The sequence below is a fragment of the Flavobacterium sp. RSSB_23 genome, from assembly GCF_051547145.1.
Lineage (GTDB): Bacteria > Bacteroidota > Bacteroidia > Flavobacteriales > Flavobacteriaceae > Flavobacterium.
Genome location: NZ_JBPTTO010000002.1, coordinates 486,045 through 507,687 on the forward strand (window position 1 = coordinate 486,045; position 21,643 = coordinate 507,687).

Genomic DNA, 21,643 nt, shown 5'->3' on the forward strand with positions numbered 1-21,643 from the left:
TTTTTTATGTTTGTATGTATTTATTTTTTAGATTTGTCTAAAATATTATTTACTCTAATGAAATTATTATATAGCTACTTGTTTTTCTTTTCGTTAACTGTTGCTTTGGCACAAGAAAAAGCTACCCTTCGCGGACAAGTCACCTCCGAAAATCAACCCGTACCACAAGCGCAAGTTGAAATCGTAGGCACTGCTTTTGGAACTCAAACGGATAGTTTGGGCTTTTTTGAAATTCCTCAATTGCTGCTACAACGCTATACGCTTCGCGTTGCTGCTATCGGAATCAAAACACATACGCAATCCATCAACAGTGCGGATTTTAAGCAGCTACTAAAAATAAATGTTGTGACCAATGAACAACTGCTCGACGAAGTAGTGGTTTCGGGTACGATGAAAGCCGTTCGCCGTTTAGAAAATCCCGTGCCAGTAGAAATCATTTCGACTACTTTTTTGAAACAAAATCCTACCGCTTCAGTTTTTGAAGGCTTGCAAAACGTCAACGGTTTGCGTCCACAAAACAATTGCAATGTTTGCAACACGGGCGATATTCGCATCAATGGGTTGGATGGCCCTTACACAATGGTGACTATCGATGGAATGCCCATAGTGAGTGCTTTGGGAACGGTGTATGGTTTGTCTGGAATTCCGAATGCGATGATTGACAAAATCGAAATCATCAAAGGCGCTGCTTCTAGTTTGTATGGGAGCGAGGCGGTAGGCGGACTCATCAATATCATTACCAAAAAACCACAAAACGCTCCTCAATTTACTGCCGATTTGATGACCACTTCTTGGTTAGAAAACAGTCTCGATTTGGGTTATCGTACCAATATTGGTAAAAATGCCAATGCCCTTTTTGGACTCAGCACGTTTTATAATGACCATCTAGTCGATAACAACGGCGATAATTTTACAGATATTGCTTTGCAGAAAAGAGTTTCCTTTTTTAGCCGCTGGAATTTTGAACGCCGTTCCAAAAAAGAAATGAGCCTCGTCGCCCGTTATTTGTATGAAGACCGTTGGGGTGGCGAAATGCAGTGGAATTCCAACTTCCGCGGAGGCGATCAAGTCTATGGAGAAAGTATTTATACGTCACGCTACGAAATCTTAGGCAAGTACCAATTGCCTTTGGATGAAAAAATGAGCTTGCAATTCTCGATGGTGGGCCACGACCAAAACTCGGTCTATGGTACTTCCGTTTTTTTGGCGAACCAAAAAATTGCGTTTGGGCAATACCTTTGGGATAAAGAGCTCAAAAATCATTCGCTTTTGTTCGGTGCGGGTGCGCGCTTTACTTGGTATAACGACAACACGCCCGCTACGGCCACTTCCTCCCAAACCGCTATTTACAGTGGATTTCTCCAAGACGACATCCGACTTTCTAAGCAAACGGGTTTGCTGCTAGGCGTGCGTTACGATTACCACCAAGCGCACGGTTCGATTGTCACGCCTCGTCTCGCCTTGAAATGGAAACCCACCGCCACCGATATTTTGCGACTGAATTTAGGAACAGGATTCCGAGTGGTGAATTTGTTTACCGAAGACCATCAAGCGCTTTCGGGGGCTCGAGAAGTCGTACTCAAAGGCGATTTAGACCCCGAAACTTCGTATACCGCCAACCTGAATTACCTCAAGAAATTCGATACCAACACAGCTGGAGTTATCACTCTCGAAGCTTCGACTTGGTACACCCATTTCAAAAACCGTATTATTGCTGACTATGATACGAATCCCAACCAAATCATTTATGCCAATCTCGATGGTTTTTCTAGAATTTTCGGCAGTAGTATTTCCTTGGATTGGGTAAGTCCGTTTGGGGTGAAAGGCACTTTGGGTGGTAGTTATTTCAATCCGTTGACCGAGCAAGAAGGCCGTCGTTTTGTGCCTTTGTTTACCGAAAAAGTCAGCCTCTCTTGGGCCTTGAGCTACGAAATCCCCAATTGGTTCCTGAGTTTGGATTATACAGGGAGTTATACTGGCAGTATGCGTTTACCCTTGTTGTCCCCACTCGATCCGCGTCGCGAGTATTCCTTGCCGTACAGTATTCAAAACATCCAAATCACCTATAAGAAATTCCACAACGTGGAGTTGTTTGGCGGAGTCAAAAACCTCCTGAATTGGACACCCAATCGCGGAAATCCTTTCTTAATTGCACGAGCCAATGACCCTTTCGACAAGCAAGTCACCTTCGATAGCAACGGCGTCGCACAACCCACTCCCGACAATCCCTATGCGCTGACCTTCGACCCGACTTATGCCTACGGACCCAATCAAGGCATTCGCGCTTTTGTAGGCTTGCGATGGCATTTGGATTAATGTTTAGGAGCTAATCCTGCTGTCCACTATATCTCTTGTGGCGAACCCCGCCACAAGAGGATGCCGCTCCCATCAGGGCTAGGAACGTTAGCAAGAGGAAATTTCAATTTTTAAATGCCAAATTCCAATCATTGCAGGGACCGCTCCCCTCTGGAGAGGGGTTGGGGGTGTGTTTTTGTCGAATCCAATTACGTGACTTTGAAACCAACCCAAAACCAAAACCAGAAACAAATAAAAAGAGTTGTAGTTAAAATTGTATATATTTGAGAAATAAATACTTTGTGATGCTTAACACACCTATCTACTCAAAACAAGATGGATTTAAGTGGTTTTGTCAGACATATTTACTATTCATAAGCAATAATAACTAAAAATTCTATCACATAATGGCTAAAGTAAAAAAGGCTGAAGAAATTTCTTTAGTCTCAGAAAATCCTGATATTCCAAAACCTAAATTAACTAAATTAATAATCAAAAATTACAGATGCATAGGAAATACTCCTGTAGAAATTGACCTTAATGATATCGTCGTTTTAGTCGGAGCAAACAATGTGGGAAAAAGTTCAATCCTTAAAGCATATGAATTAGCAATGTCTCAAGGTTCGAGCAAAGCAAATTTAAATATAGAGGATTTTCCAAACAACAAAATAGACCCCAACAATTTACCTGAAATAGAAATTCATACAAGAGTTTATGATAATGCTCCAGGTGATAAATGGATAGAAACTTTGCCTAACGGAGATTTTATTGTTAAAGAAAAATTTTCTTGGGAATCTGAAGGAAAACCCAAAAGACAAGGATGGGACGTCGAACAAAATGTTTGGAGTGATAATGTGCCTTGGGGAGCTCCAAATGTTGCAAATTCAAGGAGACCTGAACCACATAAAGTTGATGCATTTGATTCACCAGAAAAGCAAGCTGACGAAATTAAAAAACTAATTATGCAAGCTTTGACAGAAAGAGTCAAAAACTATAAAATTCCGAATGAGGAAGGTGAAGAAGAAAATGATTATCAAAAACTTTTACGACAAGTTAAAGAACTTCAAAAGAAAATACTTGAAGAAACTAAAGAGCAAATAGATGAAGTTAATGTAGAATTAAGCGCCTTAATTAGCAAGGTTTTTCCAAATTATAAAATTGATTTTGATGCTAAAGCTGAAGATAATCTTGATAATGCAATAAACTTATTTAAAGCAGATGCACAATTACTTATGGGACCTGAAGATGGTTATTTAAGTACAATTGACAGGCAAGGTAGTGGAGCTCGTAGAACTTTACTATGGACTGCGCTAAAATTTATTTCAGAGAATAATCAAAAGGCTAAGCCTGAAGGAGCGATAAGTAGACCACATTTACTTTTAATTGATGAGCCTGAGTTATGTTTATATCCAAACGCAATTAGAGAAGCTTGTAATCTATTATATGATTTACCAGAAACTGGTAACTGGCAAGTAATGGTAACAACTCATTCTCCTATTTTTATAGATTTTTCAAAAGACAATACAACAATAATAAAGGTTGAAAAAGAAGGCAATGGCAATATTATAGGTACAACTGTATTTAGGCCAGATAAGGTGAAATTAGATGATGAAGATAAAAAAAATTTAAAACTTCTAAATTTGTGTGATCCTTATGTTGCAGAATTTTTCTTTGGAGGAAAAGTAATTGTTGTAGAAGGAGATACAGAATATACCGCTTTTAACTACATAAAGAGGCAAAAACCAGAATTATATAACAACATAAATATAATCCGTGCAAGAGGAAAAGCAACAATCGTTTCTTTAATTAAAATCCTCAACCATTTCGGGTCTGATTATTCTGTACTTCACGATTGTGATTTACCAAGAATAACCACAAAAAAAGGAAAAGAAATGGCAAATCCTGCTTGGGGTAATAATCCTAATATTTTAGATGCAATAAATTCTAAACCAGCTGGGCGTTCAACTCGTCTTCTAGCGTCATTACCAAACTTTGAAGAAGCATATTTTGGTGAAATTGCAGATGAAGAAAAGCCATATAATGCTTTAAAAAAATTAGAAGAAAACCCTGATTTTTTTAACATAGTAGAAACACTATTAAAGGCATTAATAAATTTTGAATCTGAAACACCGATTAATTGTACAGAATGGTCTTCAATAGAGGAATTAGAAGAAAAACTAAATGCAGTAGAATTATAAAATATTACTGCTGCTAATCACTAGTAATCGTAAGTTCGGTTTTGGTGCTTATTGAAAATTGATTTTGTATTTGCAAATTTTTTGATTAATAGACAAAACTAGCATTTTTAATCCCAACCTGTGCACTAGCCAAACGTTAGCAGGAATAATCCCAAAAATGACGACAAAATGGAATTTGAAATAGCAATTGTATCAGCATTATCAGCTCTACTTGGAGTTGCATTGACAATGTATTTTACTAATCAGCGTGAAAAAAGTAAGTTTATTCTGGACTTGAAAATTAAAGAAAACGATGAAATTAAATCTTTTTACATTGATTTAATCGCATCATTAGAAAAAGTTCAACGATATACTAAAAGAGGAAAAGATTATTCAGAACTAATAGATGAAGGTTCAATACTTTCTTCAAAAGCGAATCTAATTTCACCAAAACACATTAATGAAAAATTAGCGAATGTAAGTGAAGAACTTTATATTTGGTCTTCTTATTATCGAAAAAGTTTACCAACCAAAATTGGTGATACTGATTTGAGCATAATATCAACTGAACAAGAAAAATTCAGAAAAAAAGCAGACGAATTTTATCCTAATTTAAAGAAAGAAATTGGAGAATTGATTCAGCTGATTAAAAGCGAACTTGAGAAAAATGACAATAGGATTAGAAAATAATTCCAGCTGTTAACAGTAGTAACTGTCGCACAACTCTCTATAAAAACTAAATTTTCAAAATCAGCATAAAAAACAACCTCGTTTAAGGATATTTAAGCGAGGTTTCTTTTTTTGGGTGTAGTCCTAAAAAAATATCTTTCTTAAGTTATAGATGGTAGTTTTTAGTAAAGTTGGTTTGACTATTTTTGGGATGACAATGACCGGAGATTATTTTGCAGACTGATGTTAGTTGCTAATGTATGACGACACATTTATTGAAGCATTTTAGATAGTGAACTTTAACGATTAAAATATATATGACAATCCAAATTATAGAAACAGAACCAACAGATATTGAGGTGATTCCTCTAATTGAAGAATTATCAGCAGAACTTGGAAAACGGTTTGGTGATACAGGTAAAAATTCATTTCAAGGATGGGATGGGCAAAGTACTAAATCGGTTTTTGTAAAAGCAAGTTTGAGAAACGAAGTTGTTGGTTGTGGTGCTATTAGGCCAATTTCGAGTGATATAGCAGAAGTGAAAAGAATGTTTTCAAAGTATAGTAGAAAAGGTATTGGAGGAAAAGTATTAAATTACCTTGAGGATAAAGCAAAAGCATTAGAGTACAAAGAAGTTTGGTTAGAAACGAGAAGATTAAATCAAGAAGCCTGTGCTTTTTATTTAAAAAATGGATACAAAGAAATACCCAATTATGGAAAATACATTGGTAACGAAAAAGCAATATGTTTCGGAAAATTAATTTCAAACCAAAAAAATAACGAATAGCAGTTTGTATGAATGTTTGTCTTGAGCTTAATTTAAAGTTAGTTTTGTATTCAAAACTCATCGCTTAATCAAAAGTTACCTCCACAAACTGTCATAACAAACTTCTTCAGGATTAAAAAAAAATAAACATCAACAATGAAATTACACTACAACACCCTAGAGCAAACTCTAGTCATTCAAGACGGATTGAAAAATCACCATTTTTTATTAAAGCTTTTGATGATTTTGAATTTACTCAACGCCGTTTTGAATGTTTCGACTTTTAGTATAAGCAGTATCGGTTTTATGCAATTGGTTTGGCTTTTTCTGGGGTTGGTGTCGGTAGTGGTGTTGTATAATTTGACAGTGAAGAATACGACTTCAGAAAAAATTCCTGTTAGCTCAATCAAAGGGCTAAAGGAATATTCTTTTTTTGGAAAAAAACGCTTGGCGATTGTACTAAATAATGGAAAAAAACGCGACTTGGTTGAAGTGAAAACACCAGAGGATTTCAAAGAAGCGCGTAAAATAATGAAGCAAGTTGGAGTTAATGGTCTATAAAGAATGCAAGCCTTCGGCTCAATTGGCAGAAATGGTCAGAAGTTATTGGTGGTTGGACAATGTGTCCGATCAGCAGCTTGATTTTACCATTTTGCCAGATGGCTGTTTTGATCTCATTGTTTCGTTTGACAATTACCGGCAAGGAGAAGTATCCTTAACAGGGATTTGGAGTCAACAAGTAGAGGTGTCGATCCAGCCCAATCAACAACTTTTTGGGATTCGTTTTACTTTATTAGCTGCGGATTATTTGTTGCAACAAAAAATATCCGATTGTTATAACAGTGAGAAGGTTAAGCCATATGATTTTTGGCAAGTAAACGAATTGCCTTTTCCAGTATTTGAGGCAGTTGTTGCAAAAATGAACGACTATATGGTGTCGATTTTGGAGAAATCCAAAGCAATGGACACGAGAAAACAGCAGCTTTTTCGTTTGTTGCAACAAACTCACGGAGCCGAAACGGTTGAGTATTACGCATCGCAAGTTTTTTGGTCCCAGCGGCAAATCAATCGCTATTTCAAAGACCGTTTTGGGCTCCCGTTAAAATCGTATGCGAAGATTTTAAAATTGTTTGCCTCCTATCAATCCATCAAAGAGGGACGACTGTATCCTGATGGGAATTATTTTGATCAATCCCATTTTATCAAAGATCTAAAAAAACATACTGGCAACAATCCAACGGATTTGTTTGAAAACAAAAACGACCGATTTTTACAATTGACTGCGCTACCTAAAAAGTAGTTTTGTGTTAGTAATTCATAAAAAACTAACCAAATGAAATTTAGTAACCTCAGATTATTAGTAAACGATTTTGACACTTGTTTTACTTTTTACCACGACCTACTCGGATTGAGCTGTACTTGGGGAAAATTGGGCGATAACTTTGCCAGTTTTACTCTTGGAACACCATCGGTGCTTTCGTTATTCAAAGCGGATTTAATGAATGCCGCCATCAACGATTCTCATACCTTGGTTACGGAAAGTGGCAGAGATAAAGTAGCCCTTGTTTTGCAAGTAGACAACGTTAATGATACGTACCAACAGCTACAGAAGAAAGGCCTATCTTTCTTGACCGAACCCAAAGATATGACGGCTTGGGGAATTCGGGTGGTTCATTTTAGAGATCCTGAACATAATTTAATCGAGTTGTATTCGGATTTGCCAAAAGAGCAGTGGGACCATCATTTGATTGAAGCAGAAAAAATATAGCCTGGAAGAAAGTCCAGCAATCATTTTTGTTTGCTGGATTTTTGTTTGTTACTGGAATTCTTTATCTTCTGAAAACCAAATATTTTCGTCTAGCCCTGATGGGAGCGGCATCCTTGCTTGACGGGGTTCGGCAAGCAAGATAGAGCGTACAGCAGGACGACTCGTGTGGTGAGCAGGTTGGAGGTGCTCCTCAAACTAATGCAAAAAAGCATTCGTTTTTTGGGGATAAAAGTTATTTTTACGGCTCAAATGCGCACGATATGATTTTGAAAACAGCAAGTTTAGCAGATATTCCTGTGATTTGGGATATTTTGCAAGCGGCGATTGCACAACGCAAAGAAGACGGCAGCACACAATGGCAAGATGGTTATCCGAATTTGGAAACGGTGACCAATGATTTTGTGAAAGGATACGCCCACGTATTGGTCGAAAATGAGATGGTTGTAGCCTATGCAGCCATCATTTTTGGTGAGGAACCAACCTACAACGACCTGCAAGGCGAGTGGTTGAGTTACTCGGATTATGTGGTCGTGCATCGTGTGGCTACGGCACCTGAGTACAAAGGAAAGGGAATTGCCACACTTTTGTTTGAGAAAATTGAGGCGTTGAGTATTTCGAAAAACGTGTTTAGTATTAAAGTGGATACCAACTTTGATAATTTTCCGATGTTGAAAATTCTCGAAAAATTGGGTTATATCTATTGTGGCGAAATTGTGGTTCGCGGTGCGCCGCGAAAGGCCTTTGAGAAGTTGTTGAAATAGGGTAAAACTAGATAAATAAAAGTCCAGCAATCGTATGTGTTTGCTGGACTTTTGGTTTTAATAAGTGGTGATTTTTTTACCACATAGAGACATAGAAATTTTAGTGATTAAAAGAAGAGAATAGACGTTTTACTATTCACATAGTTATTCTATGTGAGAAATAGCGCTATTTCTATTTTTTTTTTTTACTTATTACTTTATCTATGATTCTATGTGGTTATTTTTTAATTGTATATCATTTTATAGTTGATTTCCTCGGGGGCTAACAGGCGAGCCCGATGGCTAAAATCGACTAGTATTTTGAGTTCCTCCAATTCGTGGCGATTCAGCAAAATGATAAAGTTGTTTTGCAAGGTTGGAATGGGAATTTTCTTTTCATAGATAGAATTTTCGTATTCCTTTTCCCAGTACGCACTGTCTATGGAGTTGAGGTACACCCTAAATCTATCAAATTCCACCGCATCAAAGTTGAAGGTCAAATTGTTAAACGAAAGATTGTACAGCGAACTATGCGTACAATAAAATAACAGTCCGTTATTGGTTCTATTTAAAATATTTAGGGTGCACATCGTTTTAGGTTTTAGCGAATTACAAATGCGTTAATGATTTTGGCTACTTCTTCTTGTGAAGCATCGGGTTTTAAATCGAATAGGATGCTGAATAATGATTTCTTATCAACTTTTTTCTCCAAGTTTAGGTCTTTGTTTTGTGCGTAAACTTTTGCCCATTCGTTGCGTACTTTTGCCCAAAGGTCTTTGTTTTTTGACCACCATTTTTGCGCCAATTGGCATTTTTCGTCTGGTACTTTGGTGTAAATATCCATTCCTTTTTCTTGTGCCAAAAGTACATCCGAACCTCCTTCTGTACGAATCAATTTGTCGTTGTCTTGTTCGTGAATCCATCCTTTTGGAGTGATTTCGTGTATGTTTCTTCTTTTCAAAACATTGTAATCGTTGCGTTGTGTATGCTCTCTTCTAGGCAAAGGCGCATCGGTAGTGTTTTTCCAAGACGTCACGCCATCTACCGTAGCCCAAGAAGCAGAGCCTTCGTATCTTGGACTGTCGTCTACTTGGTATACTTTCTGTGTCCATTGGCCTTTTACGGTTTTGGGGTCAAGTTTTTTATACTTCCAAGTAAGGTCTTTGTGAAACTGCAACAAATCGGTGTTTTCGTAGAGCCAGTCTTGTCGCCAGTGTTTTACAATGTCTTCTTCTTTGTTGCCTGTAATGAGTAGGTGTTGTAAAACCAATTTGTTAGGCGTGTTTTCTACCAATTCTACCCATTCCAAAGCCGTTTCGTGTTTGGTTTTAGAGGGTTTGTAACTAGCGCTATCTTTTGGATAGTCAAAGGTTTCGGTAAAATTGAATTGTACTTCATAACAACCACACATCGCTTGTATGGCCTTGATGTCTTCTTTTTTCTTGGCATTTTGTCCAAAACTAAGGGTCGTACTTAGTGCAAGTGCACCTAAGATAAGCATTGATTTTGTTTTCATTTTTTAATTAGTAAGGGTTAAAATTATGCGGACAAAAATACTATATTAATTTAGAATAAATAAAAATAAAATATATATTTGCCGAAAATAATTAAGATTAATTCTAAATAATGAAAAAGAGTATAGCGGTTATTATCTTGTTATTGCCAGTATTTACAGGCTATTCCCAGCAAAAGGCACAAGATTCGCTTCAGGCTAATCCGTTGCAAGAAATTGTGGTGACGGGACAAATAGAACCCCAGTCTTTGAGAAAATCGGTTTTCAATGTTCGGGTGATTTCTAGTCAGGATATCAAAAATTTAGCTGCGAATAACTTGGCTGACGTTTTGAATCAATATTTGAACATTACCGTGAGACCCAGCAGTTCCGATGGTCGTTCTACTGTTTCTTTATTTGGTTTAGACGGACAGTATTTCAAGATATTGGTCGACAACATTCCATTAATCGGAGAAGCAGGTTTCGGGAATAACGCCGATTTGTCTCAGATTAATTTGGACGACATCGAACAAATCGAAATCATTGAAGGCTCGATGGGCGTGACGCACGTTGCCAATGCCGTAAGCGGTGTACTCAACATTATTACCAAAAAAGGGTCGCGCTACAAATGGAGTTTGCGCGCCACAACCCAAGAAGAATCGGTACACAACGAATTCTCTCTTTTTGACAAAGGGCGTCATATTCAGGCTTTGGCACTTTCTTATGCACCCAATGAAAGATGGTTTTTTAATGCATCGGTGAATCGAAACGATTTTCAAGGTTTTTTGGATGGCAAAAAAGGGAAGGATTATTTCGAAAATGATGCCACGCGCGGCTATCGCTGGTTGCCCAAAGAACAATGGAATGCTACCACGATGTTGGGCTACCAAAAGAATGCTTTTCGAATGTTTTATAAGTTCCAATGGCTCAACGAGCGTGTTGATTTTTACAACAGCACGGTACAGTCGGGCTATTCACCAACGCTTGGTTCTTACCGCTATGCTATGGACAAAAGGTACTGGACGCAACGATTTTTCCACAATTGGAATGCTTCCGGAAAACTTGAAAACGGGATGAGTTATACCGTTTCGCTTTCGCATCAAAAACAACAACGCGACACCGAAAATTTTAGGTACTATCTATTTACACAGCAGGAAAAGGAAGCCGTGAGACAAAAAGACCAAGCGATGGAAGTGTTGTATAGCACCGGAACGCTCAGTAATTTTTTCAAAAGCAAGAAAATAGATGTGCAATTGGGCTATGAAGTGGTGAGCAATTTGGGTTATTCTTTGGTGCAAGAAGGCAACAATCTATTTGTTCAGATAGCAAAACGCTTGAACAATTACGATTGGTTTATGAGTTCAGAAATCAAAGCGACGCCCTCTTTTTCTATTCGTCCCGGAGTTCGATATTCTATTCAATCGCAATTTGATAATCAATATGCGACTTCCTTGGGCCTGCGTTATTTGTTGCCAAAAGGAATAGAACTGCGCACTTCTTTAGGGCAATCTTTCAGAACCCCAACATTCGAAGAATTGTACACCAAACAAATTTTTGATGGGCATCATTTTACGGGCAATGAAAATCTGATTCCAGAAACCAGTTGGTCTTACGAGATGAGCGCAAAGAAAACGGCATTTTTGGATTCGGGGCTGCAAGTGGCGCATACGTTTACCGCCAATTATCTCAAAGTCGACGACCGTATCGATATGGCATTGGCGCGATTCAATGCCGAAACCGGCAATCCCGAATACGAATACATCAACATCAGCCGCTATCAAATGTGGAATGTTGCGACCACGAATCAGTTCAAGGGTAAGAATTGGCTGTTCAATTTGGGTGCTTCTTTGGTAGGCGTTTCCCAAAAAATCGACAATCAAGTTTTTGTGTCAGATGACCGATTTTTGTACACCATCAATGCCAATACTAGCGTATCGTATACTCTACCCAAATGGAAAACGATTGTTTCGGCCTACTACAAATACAGCGGAAAAACCCAGCAATTTATTGAAAGTAGTAGTGCCTATGTGATTTCCGAAATAGACGACAGCCATTGGTTGGACGCGACCATTCAGAAGAATTTTTTCAGCAATACACTCGAAACGACTATAGGCGCGAGAAACTTGTTCGACATCAAAAACATCAATCAAACTAGAACGGCTGAAGGCGCAGGACACGCCACATCCAACCAAGTGATGCTGGCTTACGGACGTTCTTTTTTTGTAAAACTGACCTATAACCTTAATCTTTAATATAAATCAAATTGTTATGAAAAAAACCTTTTTAATTTTAGCCTTAGCCTTAGCTACCTTAAGCTCTTGTTCCAACGATGACGAAGGGAACAAACCAGAAATTTCTTCTTTAGGAGCGATTTTGCAACCCGCAGTCGGTGGACCGAATCAACCGAATCAAGTCTATGTAGATTTGAGCACCAGCAAAAGCGATGCGATTCAGAGAGCATCTTGGGATTTCGGATTTTCAACGGGTGCAGAATACCGAGTAATCCTCAACGGAGCTTTAAAAATGGCCGTTAAAAAACTAGAAACCACTGATATTACCTTGCCTCAAACGGCAGATGCTGCTGTGGCAGTTGGCGGAGGAACAACTTTGGCCAGCAATGGTTTTGTCGATAATCCAACGGGTGTTTTGGAAGGAGCGGGAGCAGGAGTTGGAACGGCCATCGCTGCAGTTGCTGCCAACGATGCCGAGAACAAAGTCTATTTGGTCAATCTAGGTTTTGCTGTTTCGACCACTACGCCAGGCGTTGGCTCGGTGAGTCTAGATGGCGAAGCTAGAGGCTGGAAAAAAATCAGAATTCTACGCAACGGAAACGGCTACAAAATCCAATATGCGGACTTGAGTGCCACTACTTTTACAGAAAAAACCATTGCAAAAGACAGCAACTTCAATTTTACGTTTTTCAGTTTGGCCGAAGGCAAAACAGTAACGGTCGAGCCACAAAAAACCAAGTGGGATTTGAATTTTACGCCTTTCACGAATTATTTGCCTACAGGAGCAGCAGAGGTAACCTATGGCTATTCCGATTTTATCGTGACAAACAGATTGGGTGGCACACAAGCCTACCAAGTTTTGGTTGCCGATGGTGGTAGCTATGCAGATTTTACTTTAGCAAAAGTAGTCGAAGATAAATTTACCCCTTCCAAAACCGACCAAAGAATGATAGGTGCTAACTGGAGAAGCGGAGGCGGACCAACTACCTTACCTAGTGTGAGAACTGACCGTTTCTATGTGGTCAAAGATGCCGCTTCCAACTACTACAAAGTGCGCTTCCTCGCGATGAGCAACGAAGCGGGACTAAGAGGAAATCCTACGTTTGAGTATGCCAAATTACAGTAAACACAAGCTATAAGTGTCTAAAATTGTAGTTACGTTTTTTTATTTTGTTGTTGTTAGTCAAAAGGTTGCTTCGGCGGCCTTTTGTGTTTTGGGATAGCGTCTCATAAAGTGATGAAATTGTTTTTTTAGGAGCTAATCCTGCTGTCCGTTATAATCTCCGCCTCGCGTGGCTTTTTGGGCTAGGCCGCAAAGGAGCTTCCTCTGGTCGCTCTTTCCGTCCTGCCCAAAAATAGCCACCCGAGCCAGAGGATTTCCACTCCCATCAGGGCTAGGAACGTTAGAACGAGAAAATCTCAATTTTTGAAATCACAAATGCTAATTGTTGCTGGATGAACTCCCCTCTTGAGAGGGGCTGGGGGTGTGTTTTTGTCGAATCCCATCCCAAAAGTGAGTAGACCATCCAAAACAACAAGATAACGACAACAAACCATAAACTTGCGAAACTTTTGTAATGGAAATTGTATATATTTGAGGAAGTAAAGTCTAACTCTTGTCAGGCCTATCTACTAGTTACCTGCCATTATACCAAAAAACGACGAATTCAATAAATAATTAATGATAGAGAGAATCACAAAGAACAAAGATAATTTAGGAGAACCTGATTTAGAACCTATCGAAAAAATAGTTGAAAAGTTGAATTATTATCGGTCTTTATTTGGCAAGATTCAAGACTTAACTGATGAAGAATTTGAAAATTTGAAGAATGATATTTCAAAATTCTTTACACTAAAAGTTGGTTCTAATACTGACAAACCTCCGAAGAGGCTTGTCAGAATTTCAAACAACAATAGAATTCTGGAAGCACAAGGTAAAGAGTTGAGTTACTTAACACATATATCTCAATTATTAGCACCACCAATTGATTATTGTAATTTTGGAAGATGCAACATACCTAAACAGCAAGTATTGTACTGTGCTACTTCAGAAGCTGGTGCATATTGGGAAATTAAACCGCAAAATGGAGATGTAATAACTATTTCACATTTTGAATTAAAACCAAATACAAAAGTTAATTCTTTCATTGTTAAGAAAGAATTAACTAAAAAACCAGAAATTAAGAGTAAACTTCACGAAGTTTATTATTTACTTGAAGAGTTTTTTGAAGAAATTTATAGTCTTCGAATTTCAAGAGATAGACCAAGAGATTATTTGTTTACTGGTCAAATATCATCCGACCAACTGTTTTATCCAGTCGTTTCTGAATTAAACTTTGATGCAATATTGTATCCAAGTGTACAAAGAAAAAAACACGGATGGAATGTAGCAATTAGGAATGAACTCATATTAGAGAGATATAATTTGATTGGTGTTGAGACAAGATTTATTCTTGATGAATATGATAACCTTGACCATACTTCAGAGGAAGTGACAACCGACCAAGTAATTGGTTCATTTGGAACAGAAGCTTTTGATTTTGAAAATGGAAAAATTCTTTATGACGAGGAAAAAGCCAATAAAGCTTTTGAAATATTTAGAACGTTACAAGTAGGAGGTGGAAAACAGGTTCGGAACGAAGAAGAAGGTTTACCAAAAAACCTTTTGTTTAATTGTACACCTCAAAATCATAAAAAAGAAACAGAAGTCAGTCCGAGCAGAAAGCTTGGTCGAAATGACCGAATAAATGTAGTCTATCAAAACGGAAAAAGAATGGACAATATTAAGTACAAAAAAGTACAATCTGATGTTGAACAAGGTAAATGCAGAATAACAAAATACTAAATAACGGCAGGTAACACACGCTACAAGCAATTTGGGCATTAGGCTTAATTTGAAATTGGTTTTGTATTTGGAAGATTTGGCAAATCCGAATAATGGGCTTAATTTAGTCCCAAGCCCGCTGTAGCGTAGGAAAGTTGTGTGCCATATTTAAGAAGCGAAATCGAAATAAAATGATATTAAATTTTGAAATTTATAAAGATGATTATTCAAATAGTTTAGTTGAATCATTCAAAAAACTTTATTGGAGAATTTTTCTATATATGTTGCTGATTTCTTTTATAACAGCTGCATTCACGATAAGTAATTTGCCTAATGAACAAACAGATTGGATAAAATTTAGCTCGATTTTTATAATAACTTTATTGCTTTTGAATTTTGCTTACTTTTTAAGAAGTTATTATTATATCCAAAAAAACAAAAAAACGGTTGAGAATAACCCGTTACTTATCGGAAAAAAAACTATATATATTGAAGAGAATGGTTTCATTTACGGAATCGAAAATAATAAATACAATTGGGAATCAATAAAAAGAATTGATGATTTACCAAATTATACATATCTAGTTTTACATAATAATACTTCAATTTTAATAAATAAGAAAGGTTTAAATAATGCCGAAATAAATAATTTTATTGGAAATTTTTCAAAAAAAATTTCGGTAACGCCAAAGCAAAATTCAAAAAACATTTATTGGCTAGGTTTAGTTGGTATATTTCCAAACATAGGGTTTATAGTTGGAGCAGTTTTAATGTTTTTAGGGTTCAAAAGAAATGATAAAAAACTAAAATTAATTGGTTTAGTAGGTATTCTTTTCACACCAATATTTTGGTTTTTGTTTATCCAGTTTGTTAATAAAAGTGACACATTTAAAAGCGCAAATATTGAGTTTACCGAACATTATTTAAATGAAGCTGTTAAAGATTTAGAATATTATAAAAGTAAGAATGGATTTTATCCAGATAGCTTAGGAGTTTTAAGAAAGCAAAATAAATTCTTTAATGATAGTGAAATATTTGGTTCAGTAGAAGTACTTGGCAGTGGGAAAGCTTCAAAATTTTATTATAAAAAATTAGAGAATGATTATATTTTGAAATCGTGTGGACAAGATTTAAAGCTAAATACAAAAGACGATATTTATCCAAAATTTAAGCAACCGAAAAAATAATACGACCCACGCTAGCAAAAACATCACGCTCATCCTCACAATCATTAACTAAAACCAAAAACCTAAAAAATTGTAGCTTGTTCCGTTTTTGTCCCACAGATAAACAAGTTTGCAGCAATTATAACCCACAATCCATAATGAAGAAAGCCATCAAAAACTACGGTATTCAATTTTTCAAGGAAATAATCCCAGTCGTTGCGGGAATTTTAATTGCCCTTTTTATAGACAATTGGAATGCAGAACGAAAAGACAAAGCCTACATTGAACAAGTATTTTCAACTATACATAGTGAGTTAAAAGAAACGAATGAGGCTATTTCCTCCAACATTCCGCTACAAAAATCTTTGATTGACTCTTTGGAATTTTATTCAACGAATCAAAAGGTGGCTATTGTAGATATTGTGATGAAATCTAAAGGAATCTATGTTCCCAATATTAGAATCAATGCTTGGAAATCGGTTTCCAGTTCTAAAATTGATTTGATTCAATACGAGAAAGTAACCACGCTATCGAATATCGAGGAATTAAAAACAACGCTGAACAACAAAACGCAATTTTTAATGAGTTATTTATATTCGAATATGAATGCAACGGATAAAAACACAAAACAGACCTTAAAAATGATTTTGTTGGATATCCTTCAAACCGAAAGAACTATTGAAAGAGCCATTAAGTTATTTGGGGAAAAATAAGAAAGCAGATTGTTGCGTTTTAGCTTCGTTTGTTTGCCATAACTTTGAGTGAATTTGAAAAAAGAGTACTTTAGTTAAAAACCTTTTGAGACATTACTACGATTACATCATTTAAACAAAACAGAAAACAAACAAAATATGAAAGTGCCTTTTTATCTTTTTTTAGCTATTACTTTACATTCTTTCGCTCAAGTAAAAGTGATTAACGGTGAAATAAAGGATATAGAAAATAAAGCTGCCTTACACTACGCGAATATTGGAATTGCCAATAAAAAAACGGGAACGGTATCAAATTCTGAGGGGAAATTTTCTTTAAAAATGGATGAAAGTGTCAATGAAAATGATGTAGTCACTTTTTCTTATGTTGGTTATCAATCAAAAACAGTAGCAGTATCACAACTTACTCTTCCGAATAACATTATTGAATTAACGCCTTTGAAGAATCAATTAGATGAAGTGGTGGTCAAATTTGTAAAACCAAAGCCTAAAGTATTGGGAAGAAACTCGAAAGGTCTTGGACTAATGCATACTAATTTTTATACCTATTACGAAAAAGAGGTTGACGACCGATTGAGTAAAGAAGTTGGAATGAAGTTTACACTAAAGAAAGATTGCAAAATAAATGATTTGAATTTTAACATCACTTCAAATGAATTTAGTTCCCTAAAATTTAGGTTGCATTTTTATAAAATTGAAAATGGATTGCCATCAAATCGTATTGTAGAAAAAGATATCGTTTTTGAAATCAAAGATGAGTTTAAAGGTTGGTTTAAGGTAGACTTGAAACCGTATGAAATATATTTGGATAAAGAAACAGAGGATGTAGCAGTAACCATTCAATGGGTGGAAAGTAAAAAGGCAAATTCAAAAAGTAAATATTTTGGCATTTCAACAGCAAAGTCAATAACTGAAACCAGTTTTTACAGAGAAAAAGCAATGGATAGTTGGATTAGAAGTGGACAAAGTATGAGTTTTTACCTCAATACAATGTGTAGGTAAAAATGAACTTTTATCAACTAAAATAGATGAAGACAATTGGTTGGCTAGAGCGTTGGAATTGCATTCATACAATTGATTCTTTATTATTGCATACTAAAAGCGAGTCGTTATCTTAAGTGAAACTCTGAAAAAATGAATTAAAAATGTTTGATTCCAAAAAATACTTTCTGCAAGCTAGAAAAGAATTTATTGAAACGCCTCTCAAAGAACTCGGTTTTAAAAAATACAAAAGTGCTTTTGTAGCTCGATTAACGACTGATAACGTATTCCAATTTATCGACTTCCAAAAATCAGCTTATGGAGGAGAAGAATTCACTGTTAACATTGGGATAAGACCACTTTTTTGTCCGAACAACGAGTATTTAACCCTACTTCCAGGGAATAGATTATCGGCTGTTGCAGCTTACAAAAATGACTGGTGGAACTATTCTACTTTAGCTACTGGGCAGGAAAGTTTTAGACAGCTATACCAGTTGCTATCAGAACATGCTTTGCCCTTTTTTGATGCTACAAAATCTAGTGATGCAATAGTAAAAGCTTATGAGAAAAATATTTTCGGAAGAAATAAATTTGGAAACAAGATAGCTTGGGGAACTGCAGGTTGGGAAAATTTTGATTTTGGACATATTTATCTAAAAAGTAATAACCATAAAAAAGCTATCCAACAATTTGAGAAATGTTACAACTACTTCAAAGATGATAAGAATGAAGTGTGTAGCAATGTGGCAAAAGAATGTCTCAAAATAATAGACATTATTCATTCTGATAAAAATAATATAGACGAGTATTTAAACAAGACAATTGGTAAAAGCAAAGACAATTTGCAATTGCAACTTTGGTAAAATCCGATAACTCAGATTCACAAACCTTACTTACTTTAATTAGCAACTAGAATAATTCTCTAAACCGCGAATTGACAAATTATAAGTCGAGTTTTTTATGTTCTGAAAACCAATCGTTCTCGCTTAGCCTTGCTTGGTCTCTTTTATTTAAGAGACCAAGTGAGGTATGAGGGCAGTGAGCTGCTTAAGGAAATACAACTATTTAGTTTTTGTTTTCACGTAAGCTAAGCTCTGCTTTAACTTTCTTCAATGTGGTTAGATTGAAAATTAGCAAAGGCATAAGTGTAAAAGGAATTACTATAAATACAAGAAAACTTGGTTTTTGAAAGGTAAGCCATATACCCAAAAGTAAAAGAACGAATAACATTCCAGCAAGTACACTTGTTACCGTTTTAATAGTTTTTTGCTGTTTGATTAGTTCTTCAACACTTAATTCACTTAGATTTTTACTTTTCATTTTGCTATTTAGTTTTTAGTTAGTTCAAGATTTTTTATGTTACCAATGGGGGCAATTTTTACATTTTGACTTCCTTTCGTAAGGTAAAAATAGTACATACTGTTTGTTTCAATTAAATAAACATTTTCTGAACCACCATCGCTGAAAGTCATTTTGGTAGTGTATTCGAGTTTGTTGTTTGCTATTTTTTTTGCTACTTTTTCTCCCATTCCCATTCCAATTCCAAGGAAAAAGCACAGTAAAGCTGCTAAAAAAAGGACCGTAAGCAAACTCGAAAAAAAAGTTCTCTTTTCAATTTCGTTTAAATCTGGTTTGTGTTTTAAAATTTTTTTTTGAATCCAATTTTTATGGCTTCTTTTGGATAAGTAGGAACGGATAGTAAACAAAATGGCTGAAATAACAACTAATGCGAGTAGCAAAATAGGATGTGACGTTAAAATAGCTATTGGACTAATAAGGATATCTGCAATGGATGAATAATTTAAAATGTTTATTCCGATTTGGTTAAAAAATATACTTTCTTGAAGTAAACCCATTAGTATTAAGTACAGATAACCGAATGAAATAATTTTTTGTAGTTCCTCTAATGTCTTCATAAATTGTACTTTGTTTCTTTTCTTATTTGTGATTTTTTTAGTTATTACTAAACTATGCTCTAAATAAAGTTGCCATAGATTTGTTATAATTGGGTTTGTTTTGTTTCAAAAATAATCAAAATTGTAAAACGTAAGAAAGAAAAGTTGTATGTTTATCTATGAAGTGGATAATAGTCCTTTTTCCAAAGGCTTATAAAAGAGAGGTATAAAAAAGCGCTTCTTCATTTTTGGACCTTAAGGCAATCATTTGATTTTGTCGCTTTTGACTGCCTGAATTTGAAAAGGGAATCGGTATTTTAGAGGGGTATTTTTTCTTTTTTTCGTGTTCTGAAAACCAATCGTTCTCGCCTAGCCCCGATGGGAGCGGCATCCTTGCTTGCCGGGGTTCGGCAAGCAAGATATAGCGTACAGCGGGACGACTCGTGTGGGTGAAGTCGGTGTGGTTGCTCCTAAAAATCGATACAATCATTAGAGTTTGTTAGGTCGATAAAATAGCCTTTGGGTGCTTGCTGTGAATTGCGGTTATTTTCCTTATTTTTGGTGCATGACAGCAGAGAGTACGGTGCAATACGATTATATTTTTACTGGGGCAGGCTTGGCGGCTTTGATGACGGCCTACAAAATGGTGTCGTCCCCTGCTTTTGAAGACAAAACCCTTTTGTTGCTCGACGAAGATGCCAAAAAAACGAATGATAGAACGTGGTGTTTTTGGAGTACTGCTCCGAGTATTTGGGATGCTGCGGTTTCCAAACATTGGGACGTGGCTTGGTTTGCTTCAGAAGCGTACAGTCGAGATTTGCCTTTGCAGCTGTATCGCTATCAAATGATTCGCGGGATTGATTTTTACCGGCAAGTGTTGGCTTTGTTGAAGCAACATCCGAGGGTGACTTTTGTGCAGGAAAAAGTAACCGATATAGAAGAAACCGAACAGCAAATTTTTGTAAAAACCTCGCAAGCGGTCTATTTCGGAAAGCGCGTTTTGAACAGTATTTACAATCCTACTTTGGTGGCGCATCAAAACGAATATCCTGTGCTGCAACAGCATTTTGTAGGGTGGTTTGTGCAAACGAATGAGCCCGTTTTTACGGCTGAAAAACCTACGTTTATGGATTTCTCAGTGGCGCAAAAGGGGAACACGCGTTTTATGTATGTGTTGCCGACTTCGGCTACCGAGGCTTTGGTTGAATACACGCTTTTTTCGGACAACCTCTTGTCTAAAGCCGAATACGAAACCGCGATTAAAGATTACTTACAGCAACTCGGAGTGACGAGTTATACCATTCAAGAAAAAGAGCAGGGGAGCATCCCGATGACCTGTTATCCGTTTTGGAAAGCGAATACCAAAAATGTCCTCAACATCGGCACCGCTGGAGGTTGGACGAAAGCGAGTACGGGCTATACCTTTAGGAATTCGGATAAAAAATCGGATGAACTAGTGCACTTTTTGCAACGCGATTTGCCTTTTACCGCTTGGGGAAAAAGAACTAAATTTTGGTGGTACGATTTGTTGTTGTTGGATATTCTGGACCGCACCAACGAATTGGGAAGTGTCATTTTTTCAAAGTTATTCCAAAAAGGAAAACCCGATTTGATTTTTAAATTTTTGGATGAAGACACTTCTTTTCTCGAAGACTTACAAGTAATTTGGAAATGCCCAAAAATGCCTTTTATTAAGGCGTTGGTGAGGGTGGTGTTTCGATTGAAATAGTTTTTTTAACCGCAAAGGGCGCAAGGGTTTACGCAAGGAACGCAAAGTTGTAATCTGTGTCATTTTACCGCGAAGGCGCAAAGACGCAAGGTTTTAATCTGTGTCTTTTTACCGTAAGGGACGCAAAGATTTAATTCGTGACCATTCGTGAAATTCGTGTTTTTTCTCTCAAGGTCGCAAAAGTTTTAATTTTATTTTA

21 protein-coding genes are annotated in these 21,643 nt (G+C 36.5%); 16 read left to right on the forward strand and 5 right to left on the reverse strand.

Going from position 1 to position 21,643, the window contains the following annotated elements; genetic code table 11:
- Window positions 1–57 precede the first annotated feature (57 nt).
- The 8 genes from ACSVH9_RS05575 to ACSVH9_RS05610 all read left to right on the forward strand — a co-directional run bounded on the left by ACSVH9_RS05575 (window position 58) and on the right by ACSVH9_RS05610 (window position 8,437).
- Complete coding sequence (locus ACSVH9_RS05575) at window positions 58–2,316, forward strand: TonB-dependent receptor (RefSeq protein ID WP_438062841.1); 2,259 nt, start codon at window positions 58–60, stop codon at window positions 2,314–2,316.
- Between the two features lie 386 nt (window positions 2,317–2,702).
- Window positions 2,703–4,493, forward strand: coding sequence for an ATP-dependent nuclease (locus tag ACSVH9_RS05580; protein ID WP_438062842.1), 1,791 nt, complete (start codon window positions 2,703–2,705; stop codon window positions 4,491–4,493).
- A 168-nt stretch (window positions 4,494–4,661) separates the two neighbouring features.
- Window positions 4,662–5,162 (forward strand): hypothetical protein, encoded by a 501-nt coding sequence (locus ACSVH9_RS05585; RefSeq protein ID WP_438062843.1) that lies wholly within the window; start codon window positions 4,662–4,664, stop codon window positions 5,160–5,162.
- Between the two features lie 296 nt (window positions 5,163–5,458).
- Window positions 5,459–5,929, forward strand: a complete 471-nt coding sequence (locus ACSVH9_RS05590) for a GNAT family N-acetyltransferase (protein ID WP_438062844.1) — start codon at window positions 5,459–5,461, stop codon at window positions 5,927–5,929.
- Window positions 5,930–6,064: 135 nt separating this feature from the next.
- Window positions 6,065–6,469: a hypothetical protein gene (locus ACSVH9_RS05595; RefSeq protein WP_438062845.1), complete on the forward strand. Its 405-nt coding sequence runs from the start codon at window positions 6,065–6,067 to the stop codon at window positions 6,467–6,469.
- The gene (locus tag ACSVH9_RS05600) at window positions 6,459–7,208 is read left to right on the forward strand and encodes a DUF6597 domain-containing transcriptional factor (RefSeq protein ID WP_438062846.1); all 750 of its coding nucleotides are present in this window, start codon (window positions 6,459–6,461) and stop codon (window positions 7,206–7,208) included. Before ACSVH9_RS05595 ends, ACSVH9_RS05600 begins: the two co-directional genes overlap by 11 nt.
- A 33-nt stretch (window positions 7,209–7,241) precedes the next feature.
- On the forward strand, window positions 7,242–7,676 hold the full coding sequence (locus ACSVH9_RS05605; RefSeq protein WP_438062847.1) for a VOC family protein: 435 nt from the start codon (window positions 7,242–7,244) through the stop codon (window positions 7,674–7,676).
- Between the two features lie 260 nt (window positions 7,677–7,936).
- Window positions 7,937–8,437: an N-acetyltransferase family protein gene (locus ACSVH9_RS05610; RefSeq protein WP_438062848.1), complete on the forward strand. Its 501-nt coding sequence runs from the start codon at window positions 7,937–7,939 to the stop codon at window positions 8,435–8,437.
- Window positions 8,438–8,661: 224 nt separating this feature from the next.
- Here ACSVH9_RS05610 and ACSVH9_RS05615 read toward each other — a convergent pair whose 3' ends face one another.
- Complete coding sequence (locus ACSVH9_RS05615) at window positions 8,662–9,006, reverse strand: DUF6686 family protein (RefSeq protein WP_064715415.1); 345 nt, start codon at window positions 9,004–9,006, stop codon at window positions 8,662–8,664.
- A gap of 11 nt (window positions 9,007–9,017) precedes the next feature.
- Window positions 9,018–9,932, reverse strand: a complete 915-nt coding sequence (locus tag ACSVH9_RS05620) for a DUF6607 family protein (protein WP_438062849.1) — start codon at window positions 9,930–9,932, stop codon at window positions 9,018–9,020.
- Between the two features lie 110 nt (window positions 9,933–10,042).
- Between ACSVH9_RS05620 and ACSVH9_RS05625 the strand changes: the two genes are divergently transcribed.
- The 7 genes from ACSVH9_RS05625 (at window position 10,043) to ACSVH9_RS05655 (ending at window position 18,683) form a co-directional block, all read left to right on the forward strand.
- The gene (locus tag ACSVH9_RS05625; protein ID WP_438062850.1) at window positions 10,043–12,160 is read left to right on the forward strand and encodes a TonB-dependent receptor plug domain-containing protein; all 2,118 of its coding nucleotides are present in this window, start codon (window positions 10,043–10,045) and stop codon (window positions 12,158–12,160) included.
- A gap of 16 nt (window positions 12,161–12,176) precedes the next feature.
- On the forward strand, window positions 12,177–13,265 hold the full coding sequence (locus tag ACSVH9_RS05630; protein ID WP_438062851.1) for an HmuY family protein: 1,089 nt from the start codon (window positions 12,177–12,179) through the stop codon (window positions 13,263–13,265).
- A gap of 555 nt (window positions 13,266–13,820) precedes the next feature.
- Entirely contained in the window at window positions 13,821–14,984 is a 1,164-nt protein-coding gene (locus tag ACSVH9_RS05635) for an RES domain-containing protein (RefSeq protein ID WP_438062852.1), read from the forward strand.
- Window positions 14,985–15,154: 170 nt separating this feature from the next.
- A complete protein-coding gene (locus tag ACSVH9_RS05640; protein ID WP_438062853.1) occupies window positions 15,155–16,150 on the forward strand; it encodes a YcxB family protein in 996 nt (331 codons plus the stop codon).
- A 137-nt stretch (window positions 16,151–16,287) separates the two neighbouring features.
- Window positions 16,288–16,842, forward strand: coding sequence for a hypothetical protein (locus tag ACSVH9_RS05645; protein ID WP_438062854.1), 555 nt, complete (start codon window positions 16,288–16,290; stop codon window positions 16,840–16,842).
- 138 nt (window positions 16,843–16,980) lie between these two features.
- Window positions 16,981–17,841 carry a carboxypeptidase-like regulatory domain-containing protein gene (locus ACSVH9_RS05650; RefSeq protein WP_438062855.1) on the forward strand — a complete coding sequence of 287 codons (861 nt, stop codon included), beginning with the start codon at window positions 16,981–16,983 and terminating at the stop codon, window positions 17,839–17,841.
- 143 nt (window positions 17,842–17,984) lie between these two features.
- The gene (locus ACSVH9_RS05655; protein WP_438062856.1) at window positions 17,985–18,683 is read left to right on the forward strand and encodes a DUF4304 domain-containing protein; all 699 of its coding nucleotides are present in this window, start codon (window positions 17,985–17,987) and stop codon (window positions 18,681–18,683) included.
- Between the two features lie 202 nt (window positions 18,684–18,885).
- Here the strand turns inward: ACSVH9_RS05655 and ACSVH9_RS05660 are convergent, their stop codons facing one another.
- The 3 genes from ACSVH9_RS05660 to ACSVH9_RS05670 form a co-directional block, all read right to left on the reverse strand.
- Window positions 18,886–19,140, reverse strand: a complete 255-nt coding sequence (locus ACSVH9_RS05660; protein ID WP_438062857.1) for a hypothetical protein — start codon at window positions 19,138–19,140, stop codon at window positions 18,886–18,888.
- An 8-nt stretch (window positions 19,141–19,148) separates the two neighbouring features.
- The gene (locus tag ACSVH9_RS05665; protein WP_438062858.1) at window positions 19,149–19,736 is read right to left on the reverse strand and encodes a hypothetical protein; all 588 of its coding nucleotides are present in this window, start codon (window positions 19,734–19,736) and stop codon (window positions 19,149–19,151) included.
- Between the two features lie 190 nt (window positions 19,737–19,926).
- Window positions 19,927–20,205: a hypothetical protein gene (locus ACSVH9_RS05670; RefSeq protein WP_438062859.1), complete on the reverse strand. Its 279-nt coding sequence runs from the start codon at window positions 20,203–20,205 to the stop codon at window positions 19,927–19,929.
- 75 nt (window positions 20,206–20,280) lie between these two features.
- Here ACSVH9_RS05670 and ACSVH9_RS05675 point away from each other — a divergent pair, with 75 nt between their 5' ends.
- Window positions 20,281–21,444 (forward strand): lycopene cyclase family protein, encoded by a 1,164-nt coding sequence (locus ACSVH9_RS05675; RefSeq protein WP_438062860.1) that lies wholly within the window; start codon window positions 20,281–20,283, stop codon window positions 21,442–21,444.
- Window positions 21,445–21,643 lie beyond the last annotated feature (199 nt).

Excerpts from the sequence above, each read along its gene's own strand:
- ACSVH9_RS05585 (WP_438062843.1), top strand. The coding sequence starts at position 4,662 with ATGGAATTTGAAATAGCAATTGTATCAGCATTATCAGCTCTACTTGGA.
- ACSVH9_RS05650 (WP_438062855.1), top strand. The coding sequence starts at position 16,981 with ATGAAAGTGCCTTTTTATCTTTTTTTAGCTATTACTTTACATTCTTTC.
- ACSVH9_RS05645 (WP_438062854.1), top strand. The coding sequence starts at position 16,288 with ATGAAGAAAGCCATCAAAAACTACGGTATTCAATTTTTCAAGGAAATA.
- ACSVH9_RS05590 (WP_438062844.1), top strand. The coding sequence starts at position 5,459 with ATGACAATCCAAATTATAGAAACAGAACCAACAGATATTGAGGTGATT.
- ACSVH9_RS05660 (WP_438062857.1), bottom strand. The coding sequence starts at position 19,140 with ATGAAAAGTAAAAATCTAAGTGAATTAAGTGTTGAAGAACTAATCAAA.
- ACSVH9_RS05665 (WP_438062858.1), bottom strand. The coding sequence starts at position 19,736 with ATGAAGACATTAGAGGAACTACAAAAAATTATTTCATTCGGTTATCTG.
- ACSVH9_RS05575 (WP_438062841.1), top strand. The coding sequence starts at position 58 with ATGAAATTATTATATAGCTACTTGTTTTTCTTTTCGTTAACTGTTGCT.
- ACSVH9_RS05580 (WP_438062842.1), top strand. The coding sequence starts at position 2,703 with ATGGCTAAAGTAAAAAAGGCTGAAGAAATTTCTTTAGTCTCAGAAAAT.
- ACSVH9_RS05625 (WP_438062850.1), top strand. The coding sequence starts at position 10,043 with ATGAAAAAGAGTATAGCGGTTATTATCTTGTTATTGCCAGTATTTACA.
- ACSVH9_RS05610 (WP_438062848.1), top strand. The coding sequence starts at position 7,937 with ATGATTTTGAAAACAGCAAGTTTAGCAGATATTCCTGTGATTTGGGAT.
- ACSVH9_RS05600 (WP_438062846.1), top strand. The coding sequence starts at position 6,459 with ATGGTCTATAAAGAATGCAAGCCTTCGGCTCAATTGGCAGAAATGGTC.
- ACSVH9_RS05635 (WP_438062852.1), top strand. The coding sequence starts at position 13,821 with ATGATAGAGAGAATCACAAAGAACAAAGATAATTTAGGAGAACCTGAT.
- ACSVH9_RS05630 (WP_438062851.1), top strand. The coding sequence starts at position 12,177 with ATGAAAAAAACCTTTTTAATTTTAGCCTTAGCCTTAGCTACCTTAAGC.
- ACSVH9_RS05605 (WP_438062847.1), top strand. The coding sequence starts at position 7,242 with ATGAAATTTAGTAACCTCAGATTATTAGTAAACGATTTTGACACTTGT.
- ACSVH9_RS05620 (WP_438062849.1), bottom strand. The coding sequence starts at position 9,932 with ATGAAAACAAAATCAATGCTTATCTTAGGTGCACTTGCACTAAGTACG.
- ACSVH9_RS05615 (WP_064715415.1), bottom strand. The coding sequence starts at position 9,006 with ATGTGCACCCTAAATATTTTAAATAGAACCAATAACGGACTGTTATTT.
- ACSVH9_RS05655 (WP_438062856.1), top strand. The coding sequence starts at position 17,985 with ATGTTTGATTCCAAAAAATACTTTCTGCAAGCTAGAAAAGAATTTATT.
- ACSVH9_RS05670 (WP_438062859.1), bottom strand. The coding sequence starts at position 20,205 with ATGATTGTATCGATTTTTAGGAGCAACCACACCGACTTCACCCACACG.
- ACSVH9_RS05595 (WP_438062845.1), top strand. The coding sequence starts at position 6,065 with ATGAAATTACACTACAACACCCTAGAGCAAACTCTAGTCATTCAAGAC.
- ACSVH9_RS05675 (WP_438062860.1), top strand. The coding sequence starts at position 20,281 with ATGACAGCAGAGAGTACGGTGCAATACGATTATATTTTTACTGGGGCA.
- ACSVH9_RS05640 (WP_438062853.1), top strand. The coding sequence starts at position 15,155 with ATGATATTAAATTTTGAAATTTATAAAGATGATTATTCAAATAGTTTA.